This window comes from Pseudomonas sp. FP1154, from assembly GCF_030687245.1.
In the GTDB taxonomy this organism is placed as follows: Bacteria; Pseudomonadota; Gammaproteobacteria; order Pseudomonadales; family Pseudomonadaceae; genus Aquipseudomonas; species Aquipseudomonas rhizophila.
Genome location: NZ_CP117465.1, coordinates 4,175,198 through 4,187,493 on the forward strand (window position 1 = coordinate 4,175,198; position 12,296 = coordinate 4,187,493).

Sequence of the window (12,296 nt, forward strand, 5' to 3'; positions counted from 1 at the left end):
GATCGGCTGAATCCGGCGCGCGGGTGCCTGTACCATCGGCAAGCGGTAGCGCTTGTATCATCAAAAAATGTGACGAGTTCGTTGTTCGAGTCGCGGTGGCTGTGCCAACCTTTGCGGCACTCCCTCGACATGGAAGACGACCCTCGTGAAAGTTCTCATTGTGTTCGGCGCGCTGCTGCTCAGCACGCCCTTGTTTGCCGCGCAGCTGGTGCTGGAGCTGGGCACGACTGCCCGCACCTGGCAGACCGAAGAACTGCTCCAGCATCCTGACGCTCGAACGATCCAGATCGCTGAAGACGTTTCCTACAAAAAACCGATGAATTATCGCGCCGTGCCGCTGACAGCGCTGTTGACTGGCGTCGAGCCCGACGACCATCTCCAGGCCGTGGCGCTGGACGGATTTGCCGCCGAATTGCCCGCAGCACCGTTACTCAACACAAACGGCGCGCGAGCCTGGCTGGCGATCGAAGACCCGGCCCACCCCTGGCCCCCACTGGGTGAAGGCAAGGGCAGCGCCGGGCCCTTCTATCTGGTCTGGACCAACCCCCAGGCAGGTCACATCAGCCCCGAACAATGGCCGTACGCGGTGGCGACCATCAAGCGCCTGTCAGCGGTAGCCGAGCGCTTCCCTGCCCTGCTGCCAGCACCCACGGTGACCCAGGATGACCCGGTCTATAAGGGCTTTGAACTGTTCCAGAAAAACTGCCTGGCTTGCCATCGGCTCAACGGCGCAGGCGACGCGCAGTTTGGCCCGGACCTGAACATCCCCTTCAATCCTACCGAGTACTTTTCCGGGGATTTCCTCAAGCGCTATATCCGCGACCCACAAAGCCTGCGTCGCTGGCCCCAAGGGAAGATGCCGGCGTTCTCGGCCACCGTGCTGCCGGATGCGGAGCTGGATCTGCTGGTGGGGTATCTCAAGCACATGGCGGGGCGTAAACAGCCGTTGGCCCCATGAAGTCGGTTTTGTGCCTGAGGTGACCCGGTGGGAGCACACCTATGAAAACGGCCGACACATGGGTCAGCCGTTGCTCGGGTTGCGTGAATGAACGGTCAGGCGTGCAGGCGCCGTATTTCCTGTTTGACGCCCCACCCCTCGATGATGCCACCCAAAGGTTCCACTACCGCCTCGAAGTTTTGTTCGAAGTCTCCAATGTCATCGTAGGTGGCGTACATCACCCGGCTCAACTCCAATGACCAGGCGCCGTCATCCCGTGCGCTGATCTGTGCATTCAATGACTCACCCCGAAATTGACCTGCCGCCCTGCGCGCCCGCTCCTCATCCGGGAAAATGGCGTAGAACTCGATGGGATGGAATTGTGAGAAATCGAAACCGCCTTCTTTCATGCGGCGAAGCACACTGGTGCTGATGTCTTCTTGATAGGCTGTGCTCATGAAACGTCCTCCTCAAACCGATGGATAGACTTTCCGTCTTCCCGTGCGGGCAACCCTTGGGTTGCAGCGATACGGCATCAAATTACCGTCGGGACACAAGCATGTAGCTGACAAGACCGGACCTAAGCGATCCTTTCGCTGATCTCAATTGCAGAGTAGCTGCAAGTAGTGGTCACTGCCAAGCGGGGCCAGGCAGTGACTTCATGAAATCGGTGTAATGCTGATGATTTCGATACTGTGCTGGGATTTGAGATTCTTGACCGTAGGGTCTGCGGTGCGGCCCTCCAGGTCATTGAGATCAAGCTTGGCGGGTACGGGGAGCAGCTTTTGGCGAATCAACTGCGCAGCCTGCTCCATCGTGGGCTCCTGTTCATAGTCGAACCGCTCGGCGATGGCTTCGCCGTGATCATCAACGAAAGTGATTTCCCACTTTTGCATCGGTGTCTCCTCGATCAATTCAGGGCCTGGCTTACCTCTATCTCGACATTCAGGGCTGAACAATCGTTCCGCTCAGTCGTTGGACGGCTGCCATAAAAAAAACCGCCTCACGGGCGGTTTTTCATGCAGCGTCGGCGATTATTTCTCGGCACGTGCTTTCAAGGCTTTCAACGTATTGAACGGCGCATCCACCACGAACTTGTTGGCCAGCCAGGAAGGAACATCGCCACCTGGTTCGGTGTGGACCTGATAGATCACTTCGACCTGACCGGCGTCCTTGGGCGTGAATTTCCAGAAGCCTTCAACTTGAGTGACCCGCACAAAACCCTTTTTTTCAGGCCGGTAGGTTGGCACGCCCTTGAGGTTGCGGGTCAGGCTGCCATCGGCACCTTTGACGGTGGTCACTTGCAACACCGAGTCCCGCGGGGTAACCGGCCAGGGCGTGTTGAACTGGGTGTAGGTCCAGCTCTGGTCCCCTTCATGCTTGAGCAGCTCCTGGCTCTTGCATTCGTGAATCCAGGCACAGGCAGCCGAAACGTCTTCCTGAAGCGCTTGCAGCTTGGCCATGGTGGTTTTCATGACGGTCACGCCTTGGTAGGCCTTGTACTTGGAACCGGCCACTTCACTGAGGGAAACCTTGATGCCATCCTCTTCCTTGGCGACTTTCCAGTCTTCTGCCTGGGCGGTAGCCGTTGCCAGCAGCACGGTCAAACCACACAACACAGCCATACGATGCAGCGAACCCATAGTTTTTTCCTTGTTATCGAAGTTCCGAACTGGCCCATTACGCTGCCGTGATTTGCTCCCACCAACCGATCAGCCGGATGGCGTCTTCAGAGCTGTTGCCGCAGACCTCGATGTCGGCCTCGAACGCCGAGCACACCCTCGGCCGCTCCGGCTGGCCGAAGATCTGGCACAGGTTATCGACTGACAGCTGCACACAACGTTCGCCCGCCGGCTTGCCGTGGGGCATGCCAGGAATCGGCGAACTGATGGAAGGGGCGATGCAGCAGGCGCCACAGCCTTCGCGGCATTTCATGACGACAACATCCTCACGACAAGTAATGATTGGTAACAGAACACAGAGTAACGGCTAAAACACTCGTTTTAAATTACCGTCCGTGTGTTTTTTCTTGTACGCCAGGATGACCCTACAGTCAGCGGCGAGATGGGAGGATTACTGCTTGAATTCGAAATCCAACGCCGCGCCTTCGACTTCATTGCGCTCCTGATTGCGCAACGGCAATTGCATTTCATTGCTCAGCAAACGGCCATTGAGTTGGAACGGGCCCGGTTTTTCCCCAAACATGGAGGGCAACAAAGGCTCACGCTTGGGTAACGGCACCGCCCCCGGAGGCTGCAGATCCTCGACCATGTCTTGAGGCAGGCTCAAATCCAGCTTGGCCGGCGGTAACCGGGTTTTGGCGACCTCGCGGGCAGATTGACTCTTGGAGGCGACAGGGGCCCGTTTTTTCTTCGCTACCGCAGCTTTTTTAGCCGGCGCTTTTTTAACAACTGCCGGTTTTTTCTTCGAGGCGCTTTTAGTGGCACTGGCGGCCGGTTTCTCCTGCGCCGACGCAGCCACGACACCTTCCGAAGGGAAGGCAGTCAACAGGCCGATCAAAACCCAGGCGGCAGGAGCAATGGCTTTCATAGACACTACGGCACTTACGGCAGAGATCCCCATGCTCGCCTGTTACTCAGCCGCTGACAAGCACATCAGGCAGGAGCCGCCAGTTTCTATCAAAAACCGCTGGTGGTCTCCTGGCACAGTTGGGTGGCCAGCAAGCCGAGCGTCATCAAGGCCCGTTCAGCTTCGCGGTTCCCAGGCGTACCGCAATTGAGGCGGATGCAATGGTTGAACTGTTCGGTGTTACTGAAAATCAGCCCTGGTGCAATGCTGATACCTTGCTGCAACGCCCGTACATGCAACTCCTGGGTGTTGACCCGCCCCGGCAGACTGACCCACAGAATGAAGCCTCCATTAGGCCGGCTCATTTGCGTACCTTCGGGAAAGTATTGCTGCACTGCCAACTGAAAGGCACTGAGGTTTTTGCGGTACTCCTGGCGGATATAACGCAAGTGCCGATCATAGCCGCCATTTTCCAGGTACGCCGCGATGCCCATCTGCGTGACGCTGCATGCCGAGTGCGTGCTGAAGGTCTGGAGCCGTTGGATTTCCTGCTGGAATTTACCGGCAATCATCCAACCAATGCGCACGCCCGGTGACAACGTCTTGGAAAAACTCGAACAGTAAATGACTCGGTCCAACCGGTCATAGGCCTTGAGCGCCTTGGTGCGTCCTTGCTCGAACATCAACTCGCCATAAATATCGTCTTCAACGATCTGGATGTCGAAATCCGAGGCCAGGCGCAACAGTTGCTTTTGCCGCTCCTCGGGCATCGTCCCACCGAGGGGATTGCTCAAGCGCGTGGTCAGCACCAGCGCCTTGATCGACCACTGATTGGCCGCCAGTTGCAGGGCTTCCAGGCTCATGCCGGTGACCGGGTCGCTGGGGATCTCGATGACCTTGAGGCCCAGCAGATCCGCCAGTTGCAGCAAGCCGTAGTAGGTCGGCGACTCGGCGGCGATCAGGTCTCCTGGCCGGGTCAGCACCCGCAAGGACATTTGCAGCGCATCCACGCAACCGTGAGTGATCACCACCTCGGAGGGATCCACCACGACCCCGGCATCGCGCATGCGAATCGCCACTTGGCGGCGCAAGGGTTCGAAGCCCGGGCTGAACATGTAGCTGAACGCCCGCGGGCTGTGGAAGCGCGTGACCTTGGCCAGTTGCTGGTGCAGCGCTCGTACAGGCAGGTAGTCGACGCTCGGCACCGCCGCGCCCAGGGGAAATACCCCTTCGCGGCGCGACTCAACCAACACTTGCTGGATGATGCTGCTGCGCGTAACCAGCCCCGGACGCTCGACCCGCGCGATGTCCGGCGTCGGCGCCGTCAGGGCCGGGGTTTGATGCACGTAGTAACCGGACTGCGGCCGCGCACGGATCAGCCCCTGATCTTCAAGGTTGGCGTAGGCCTGCAGCACCGTCGCATGGCTGACGTTGAGCTGCGAGCTCATCTTGCGCACCGAAGGCACACGTTCGCCGGGCTGATACACACCGCGCCGGATGTCTTCAGCCAGTTGTTGGGCAATACGTTGATAGAGCAAGAGGTTGGTCATGACGCAGCACTCGATTTCACGGGCATTTTATTTTTGTGAGAGATAGTACCGGAACAGTTTAGAAGTGTACTGGGACAGTTGCCAGATTACCCGACCCTAGAGGGCAGTGACAGCCCCCAACTGTACTCATGAATCACTGATTCGCAGGCCCAAAAAAACCCGGCGCCTCTGAAGGGGCCGGGTTTTCCAGCAACGCAGCCCTTAGCGGGCGGCGCCGAGCTGGCCTTTCTCGTCGGAGAACACAATTTCAACCCGACGGTTCTGTGCCCGACCACGCTCGGAAGCGTTGACGTCGACCGGGAACTCATCACCGTAGCCTTCGACCTGAATGCGCTTTTCGTCGATCCCCAGGTCCACCAGCACGTCCGCCACCGCCTGGGCCCGGCTATGGGACAGCTTGAGGTTTTCCTGCTTGCCGCCGGTGCTGTCGGTGTAACCTTCGATGCGCACCACACGCTTGGGGTTGAGCTGCAAGAATTGCACGATCTTGAGCACCACCCGGTTTGCCGAGTTCTTCAACTGCGCCTGGCCGGTGTCGAACAGCACGTCACCGAGCGTCATCACCAGGCCGCGATCGGTCTGGGTGGTCGCCATCGCCATGATCTGCTCTTCAAGCCACTTGCCCTGTTGCTGGACACTCAGCAACTTGGACTCGCGCAGGGCCAATTGCAGGCGCTGGCGCTCCAGTTCGAGCTTCGCCGCGCGCTCTTCATTGAGCACCTGATTGCTGTGCTCACGGGCAATCTCACTGTAACGCTGGCTCAGGTAGGCGTAATGCAGCACATCTTCGCTGCTGCCCCAGTAGCTGGACAAGCGATCGGCCCGGGCCAGGGATTCACCGGCGCGGATGACATCCTTGGGCGCGGCTCGCAATACGTTGGAGTCTTCCTTGACCTTCTGGAAGTCGGCACCTGCCTTTTCCAGCGCCACTTCGCTGCGCTGACCCGCGCAACCGTACAAGCTGGCCAGGCCCGCGAGAATCAGGCCGCCAAATACTTGGGACTGCTTCATTGGGCATCATCTCTCAACTGTTTGCGCAAGCGCTCGATGCGGGTGTTAAGCACGTTCAGGTGTTCCTCGCCCTTGAGGGTCAGCACCTTCGCTTCGGCCAGGCGTGCATCCAGTTCGGCTTGCTCAGCGCGCATGCGGGCCTTCTTGAACGACTCGTCGGCCATGTTGGACTGGGCGCGGGCGAACTTTTCTTCGGCGAGTTTCAACTCGGGCACTTCTTCGGATGTGGCGCCCACGGCGCGGGCTTGCTCCAGCGCCTGTTCAGTCAGGCGAATCTGTTCATTCGGCGCCGGATCGGCTGCGCAACCCGCCAGAGCCAGTACGGCCAGGGCAGCGAAAAGAGGTCGAATAGTCACTAATGTTCCCTACTGTTTTGGGGCACCAACAGGTGGCTGCAACTGTGTTTTCCAACGCTCGATATTGCGCTGCAACACAGCCTCCGTCAGGCCGGACGCGGCCAATTCTGTCATCTTTTGCGCCAGCTGTCCGCGCAACCATGGGTCATTGCAGGCGGAGTTATGGGAAACCGCGAGGAACAGCCCCGGGGTATCCACTGGTTGCGGCGCGGCCTGCAGGTCATTGGCCATGCCCAATGTCTGGGCCATCGCCAGGCCCGAGTAACGCCCTGCCAGGACATACTCCACCTCCCCCAGCAGCAGTTTCTGAAAGGCTTCAGTCAGGTTGGGGGTACGGGTCAGGGACAATTGCTGCTCGGCAAATACGCCAAATGCCTGGGTCATTCGCGCCTTTTGCGACAATGCCCCGGGATGACCATGAAGGTCCTCGGGCTGAGCGATCACCAATGTCGAATCCTTGCGGGTCCACACCAGGTAATCGTTATTCAGCAAGGGCGGATGAACATAGTCCAGGGTTTCAAGCTCGCTGATGGTCAGCGCGGCGTCGACGAGCAGGTCCATGCGTCCGCTGCGCACTTCGTCCAGGGCCTGAGCACGCTTGCCGGCATAGAGCAATTCGATCTTGATCCCCAGCTCCGTCGCCACTTGCGCCAGCAGGTCGGCGCTGGCACCGATCAGGTGTTTGGGATCCTGGGGGTCTTGCCACAGGTAGGGCGGCGCATCCGGGCTACCGGTGGCGATCAGACGTTCACACTTGCCGGCGGCGACAGACAGACCTGGCACGACGGCCAGCGCCCACAGCAACGACACGCCAGCCAAACGGCGAAGATCCATGGCGATATGCTCCCCTTGCAGTGACAACAACGTGCAGATAATAAAAAACCCGGCCAAAGGGCCGGGCTCTTTATAAGTGAAGACGCCGGATTAGACCAGCTTCTCCAGCTCAGGGATGGCTTCGAACAAGTCCGCTACCAGGCCATAGTCAGCCACCTGGAAGATCGGCGCTTCTTCGTCCTTGTTGATCGCGACGATCACCTTGGAGTCTTTCATGCCGGCCAGATGCTGGATCGCGCCGGAGATACCGACGGCGATGTACAGCTGTGGCGCAACGATCTTGCCGGTCTGGCCGACCTGCATGTCGTTAGGTACAAAACCTGCGTCGACCGCGGCGCGGGAAGCACCGACGGCAGCACCCAGCTTGTCGGCCAGGGCGTACAGGTGTTTGAAGTTGTCGCCGTTCTGCATGCCGCGACCGCCGGAAACGACGATCTTGGCAGCGGTCAGTTCCGGACGATCGGACTTGGCCAGTTCTTCGTTGACGAAGCTGGAGATACCGGCGTCGTGAGCAGCAGCCACCGCTTCAACAGCAGCGGAGCCACCTTCGGCGGCAACCGGGTCGAAACCGGTAGCACGTACGGTGATGACCTTGACCGCAGCATTGGACTGCACGGTAGCAATGGCGTTACCGGCATAGATCGGGCGCTTGAAGGTGTCGGCACTTTCCACCGAGATGATCTCGGAGATCTGGTCGACGTCCAGCGCAGCGGCAACGCGCGGCAGGATGTTTTTGCCGTTGGACGTGGCGGCAGCCAGGATGTGGCTGTAGCCCTTGCCCAGCTCGGCCACCAGCGGTGCAACGTTTTCCGGCAACTGGTGCGCATAGGCAGCGTTGTCGGCCGACAACACTTTTGCCACACCCGCGATTTTCGCAGCGGCTTCAGCCACGGCGCCAACGCCTTGACCGGCCACCAGAACGTGGACATCACCACCGATTTTCGCAGCGGCAGCAACGGTGTTCAGCGTGGCCGGAGCCAACGCCTTGTTATCGTGTTCGGCGATTACCAAGATAGTCATGTCAGATTACCTTCGCTTCGTTTTTCAGTTTCTCGACCAGTTCAGCCACCGACTTGACCTTGATGCCCGCGCTGCGTGCAGCCGGCGCTTCGACTTTGAGGGTCTTGTTGGTGGAGGCGGTGGAAACGCCCAAAGCGTCCGGAGTCAGCACTTCAAGCGGCTTCTTCTTGGCTTTCATGATGTTTGGCAGGGACGCATAACGCGGCTCGTTCAAACGCAGGTCGGTGGTGACGATGGCCGGCAGTTTCAGGGAAACAGTCTGCGCGCCGCCGTCGATTTCGCGAGTCACGGCAACGCTGTCGCCGGACACTTCAACTTTGGACGCGAACGTGCCCTGACCGTAGCCGCTCAATGCCGCGAGCATCTGGCCAGTCTGGTTGTTGTCGCTGTCGATGGCCTGCTTGCCGAGGATCACCAGCTGTGGCTGTTCCTTGTCGACAACGGCCTTGAGCAGCTTGGCCACGGCCAGGGAAGTCAGGTCTTCGGCGGATTCGACGAGGATGGCGCGATCAGCACCCAGCGCCAGCGCGGTACGCAGTTGCTCCTGGGCAGTGGTCGGGCCGATGGAGACGACGACGATCTCAGTCGCCACGCCTTTTTCTTTCAGGCGTACGGCTTCTTCTACGGCGATTTCGCAGAAAGGGTTCATCGACATCTTGACGTTGGCGAGGTCGACGCCGGAGTTGTCCGCCTTGACGCGAACCTTGACGTTATAGTCGACCACTCGTTTGACAGCTACAAGAACCTTCATGGATTCCTCGTTACTCTCCGGTGAAAAGAAAGTCGCCTAGGCGAACCTGGCGGTTGATGCTCATGGGCGCAAGGGCACCTCTAAAAACGCCGGCATGAACCACACATGACCTTGCTCACGGGAGTGAAGACCGTTCGTCAGTGATGACCGACGAGTCATTCATTATCGTGGCGTGTAAACTGCGCGTCCGAACCACGCAATACGTCACTTTGTGCTGCCTTCGCCCTGTCTTTAGAGGTGCTCTTGGAACCAACAGTCAGCCTACGGCGAGCGCAAAACCGCCCGTATCTTGACCGGAACGCCCATTCCGGTCAATACGGCAAAATGGTCAGTCATAAGCCGTACGTCAGTGATTTATCTGGCCTGCGGCTATTTCAAACAAACGTTTGTATTGGACCCTGAGAGTGGTGTAGATATAATGCGCCGCTTAAGAGAGAACCGCGGGTCATTCATTGCCGCTTTCGTCGATTTCGCGAAGCAGATCGTGGATGCAACGCCAAACCTCCAATTAGAAAAAACTGTTGAGCCTTGAGTAGGAGATAGCCTGTGGAACGCGAATACATGGAATTCGACGTGGTCATCGTCGGTGCCGGCCCCGCTGGCCTGTCTGCCGCTTGCCGACTGAAACAGAAGGCCGCCGAAGCCGGTAAGGAAATCAGCGTCTGCGTGGTCGAAAAAGGCTCCGAAGTCGGTGCGCACATTCTCTCCGGTGCGGTATTCGAACCCCGCGCCCTGAACGAATTGTTCCCGGACTGGAAAGAACTCGGCGCACCGTTGAACACGCCCGTCGTGCGCGATGACATTTTTGTCCTGAGAAACGCCGAGACCGCGAGCAAAATCCCTGACTTCTTTGTGCCCAAGACCATGCACAACGAAGGCAACTATATTATTTCCCTGGGCAACCTGTGCCGCTGGCTGGCCCAGCAGGCCGAGAACCTGGGCGTGGAAATCTACCCGGGCTTCGCCGCCCAGGAAGCGCTGTTCGACGAGAACGGCGTCGTACGCGGGATCATTACCGGCGACCTCGGTGTCGACCGTGAAGGCAAGCCGAAAGAAGGCCTCTACACCCCTGGTATGGAACTGCGTGGCAAATACACGCTGTTCGCCGAAGGCTGCCGTGGTCATATCGGCAAGCAACTGATCAAGCGCTTCAACCTGGACAGCGACGCCGACGCCCAGCACTACGGCATCGGCCTGAAGGAAATCTGGGAAATCGACCCGGCCAAGCATCAACCGGGCCTGGTGGTGCACACCGCCGGCTGGCCGCTGGACATCATGGGCACCGAAAATACCGGGGGCTCTTTCCTTTATCACCTGGAAAACAACCAGGTGGTCGTCGGCCTGATCGTCGATCTGTCCTACAGCAACACTTTCCTGTCGCCGTTCGACGAGTTCCAGCGCCTCAAGCATCACCCGGTGCTCAAGCAGTACCTGGAAGGCGGCAAGCGCGTCAGCTACGGTGCGCGTGCCATCTGCAAGGGCGGCCTGAATTCGCTGCCGAAAATGGTCTTCAAGGGCGGCGCGCTGATCGGTTGCGACCTCGGCACCCTGAACTTCGCCAAGATCAAAGGCAGCCACACCGCCATGAAGTCCGGCATGCTCGCCGCCGAAGCGGTGGCCGATCGCCTGTTCGCCGAATCCGAAGGCGGCGATGAACTGACCGCCTACGTCGACAGTTTCAAGAACAGCTGGCTGTACGAAGAGCTGTTCGCCAGTCGTAACTTCGGCCCAGCGATTCACAAGTACGGCGCTATCATCGGCGGCGGCTTCAACTGGCTCGACCAGAACATCTTCGCCGGCAAGATGCCGTTCACCCTGCATGACACCAAACCGGACTACGCCTGCCTGAAACTGGCGGCTGACTGCAAGAAGATCGACTACCCGAAACCGGACGGCAAGATCAGCTTCGACAAACTCAGCTCGGTGTTCATCTCCGGTACCAACCATGAAGAAGAACAGCCCTGCCACCTGAAGCTGACCGATCCGAGCATCCCGATCAGCAAGAACCTGCCGCTGTATGACGAACCGGCCCAACGCTATTGCCCGGCCGGGGTGTACGAAGTGGTGACCCAGGAAGACGGCGAGAAGCGCTTCCAGATCAACGCCCAGAACTGCGTTCACTGCAAGACCTGCGACATCAAGGACCCTGCACAGAACATCACCTGGGTTTCGCCGGAAGGCGCCGGCGGGCCGACTTACCCGAATATGTAAGCCGATTCGCTGAACATCAAGGCTCCCGACATGGGGGCCTTTTTGTTGCCTGCGATTCTGTCAACCATACCGAACCCATGTGGGAGCGAGCCTGCTCGCGATAGCGGCGCGTCAGTCGACATTCATCTTGAATGACAAGGCGCTATCGCGAGCAGGCTCGCTCCCACAAGGAATCCTGAGTGATCAAGCGACGCGCTCTTCCCCGGGACTGCGCTCGAAGTAACGCTTGTACTCCCGGCTGAACTGCGACGAACTCTGATACCCCACCTGGTGCGCAACCTGGGCCACGCCCATGCCCTCGATCAGCAGCAACCGCTGAGCCTTGAGCAGACGCAGTCGTTTGAGGTACTGCACCGGCGACAACAGCGTGCTGCGTTTGAAATGTTCATGGAAGGTCGAAGCACTCATGTTCGCGCAGCTGGCCAGCGTCTCGACGTTCAACGGCTCGGTGAAATGCGCGTGCAGATGGCTCAGGGCAGCGGCAATCCGGGCAAACTGTCCTTGCTGCTCCACCAGCGCGCGCAGCACGTCGGCCTGGGGCCCGCGCAAGGCGACAAACAGCAGCTCCCGCAGCCGCGCCTGCCCCATGACCTGGCATTCCAACGGATCGTGCAGGCAGTGCAACAAGCGCTCGACACATCCACGCATGGCGTCATCGAGCACCGCACACGTCATCGACTCCGGGGTCTGCGGCGCAAGGCTGCGCCCCGGCACCAGTCCCATGGCCAGCACCAGCTCCCCCAGTATCGCCCGATCGATTGCCACGGAAACCCCCAGCAACGGAGCATTGGGCATGGCGTAGGTTTCGCATTCGAACGGCACCGGCAGCGCCTGGATCAAATAATGCCCCGCACCGTACTCCAGCGTGCGTGGCCCCAGGAACGCCAGTTTGCTGCCCTGGACAATGATCACCAGACTCGGCTCGTAGAGCTGTGGACCACGGGCAACGTCCTGGCTGGCCCTGAGCACCTGTACGCCCGGCAACTGCGTGGGCAAGAATCCGTCGCGGGTCGCCAGGGGTTCAATCAGCGAGACCAAAGGGGCATTGGCATCAAGATGACGGGTCAACAACATGGGAAAAACTTCACGAAAAAAGG

14 protein-coding genes are annotated in these 12,296 nt (G+C 59.3%); 2 read left to right on the forward strand and 12 right to left on the reverse strand.

Going from position 1 to position 12,296, the window contains the following annotated elements:
• Window positions 1-145: 145 nt before the first annotated feature.
• Window positions 146-958, forward strand: a complete 813-nt coding sequence (locus PSH91_RS18635) for a cytochrome c (protein ID WP_047228235.1) — start codon at window positions 146-148, stop codon at window positions 956-958.
• Between the two features lie 95 nt (window positions 959-1,053).
• On the opposite strand, the gene PSH91_RS18640 is transcribed toward PSH91_RS18635, so the two are convergent.
• From PSH91_RS18640 to PSH91_RS18690, 11 genes are all read right to left on the reverse strand, one after another.
• A complete protein-coding gene (locus PSH91_RS18640; protein WP_047228234.1) occupies window positions 1,054-1,395 on the reverse strand; it encodes a ribonuclease E inhibitor RraB in 342 nt (113 codons plus the stop codon).
• Between the two features lie 201 nt (window positions 1,396-1,596).
• Window positions 1,597-1,833, reverse strand: a complete 237-nt coding sequence (locus PSH91_RS18645; protein WP_047228233.1) for a hypothetical protein — start codon at window positions 1,831-1,833, stop codon at window positions 1,597-1,599.
• A gap of 138 nt (window positions 1,834-1,971) precedes the next feature.
• Window positions 1,972-2,580, reverse strand: coding sequence for an START domain-containing protein (locus PSH91_RS18650; RefSeq protein ID WP_047228232.1), 609 nt, complete (start codon window positions 2,578-2,580; stop codon window positions 1,972-1,974).
• Window positions 2,581-2,617: 37 nt separating this feature from the next.
• On the reverse strand, window positions 2,618-2,872 hold the full coding sequence (locus PSH91_RS18655) for a YkgJ family cysteine cluster protein (RefSeq protein ID WP_107322029.1): 255 nt from the start codon (window positions 2,870-2,872) through the stop codon (window positions 2,618-2,620).
• A gap of 138 nt (window positions 2,873-3,010) precedes the next feature.
• Window positions 3,011-3,487, reverse strand: coding sequence for a translation initiation factor 2 (locus PSH91_RS18660; RefSeq protein ID WP_107322028.1), 477 nt, complete (start codon window positions 3,485-3,487; stop codon window positions 3,011-3,013).
• An 89-nt stretch (window positions 3,488-3,576) separates the two neighbouring features.
• Entirely contained in the window at window positions 3,577-5,016 is a 1,440-nt protein-coding gene (locus PSH91_RS18665) for a PLP-dependent aminotransferase family protein (protein ID WP_305466460.1), read from the reverse strand.
• A 201-nt stretch (window positions 5,017-5,217) separates the two neighbouring features.
• Window positions 5,218-6,027 carry an OmpA family protein gene (locus tag PSH91_RS18670; RefSeq protein ID WP_047228228.1) on the reverse strand — a complete coding sequence of 270 codons (810 nt, stop codon included), beginning with the start codon at window positions 6,025-6,027 and terminating at the stop codon, window positions 5,218-5,220.
• Window positions 6,024-6,383 carry a DUF4398 domain-containing protein gene (locus tag PSH91_RS18675; RefSeq protein ID WP_047228227.1) on the reverse strand — a complete coding sequence of 120 codons (360 nt, stop codon included), beginning with the start codon at window positions 6,381-6,383 and terminating at the stop codon, window positions 6,024-6,026. The genes PSH91_RS18670 and PSH91_RS18675 overlap by 4 nt, the downstream gene beginning before the upstream one ends.
• Before the next feature lie 9 nt (window positions 6,384-6,392).
• On the reverse strand, window positions 6,393-7,217 hold the full coding sequence (locus PSH91_RS18680) for an ABC transporter substrate-binding protein (protein ID WP_076386580.1): 825 nt from the start codon (window positions 7,215-7,217) through the stop codon (window positions 6,393-6,395).
• 90 nt (window positions 7,218-7,307) lie between these two features.
• The gene (locus tag PSH91_RS18685) at window positions 7,308-8,237 is read right to left on the reverse strand and encodes an electron transfer flavoprotein subunit alpha/FixB family protein (RefSeq protein WP_107322026.1); all 930 of its coding nucleotides are present in this window, start codon (window positions 8,235-8,237) and stop codon (window positions 7,308-7,310) included.
• A 1-nt stretch (window position 8,238) separates the two neighbouring features.
• Window positions 8,239-8,988, reverse strand: a complete 750-nt coding sequence (locus PSH91_RS18690; RefSeq protein WP_007908338.1) for an electron transfer flavoprotein subunit beta/FixA family protein — start codon at window positions 8,986-8,988, stop codon at window positions 8,239-8,241.
• Window positions 8,989-9,534: 546 nt separating this feature from the next.
• Between PSH91_RS18690 and PSH91_RS18695 the strand changes: the two genes are divergently transcribed.
• Entirely contained in the window at window positions 9,535-11,199 is a 1,665-nt protein-coding gene (locus PSH91_RS18695; RefSeq protein WP_076383842.1) for an electron transfer flavoprotein-ubiquinone oxidoreductase, read from the forward strand.
• 183 nt (window positions 11,200-11,382) lie between these two features.
• Here the strand turns inward: PSH91_RS18695 and PSH91_RS18700 are convergent, their stop codons facing one another.
• Window positions 11,383-12,273, reverse strand: a complete 891-nt coding sequence (locus PSH91_RS18700) for an AraC family transcriptional regulator (RefSeq protein ID WP_107322025.1) — start codon at window positions 12,271-12,273, stop codon at window positions 11,383-11,385.
• Window positions 12,274-12,296: the final 23 nt, after the last annotated feature.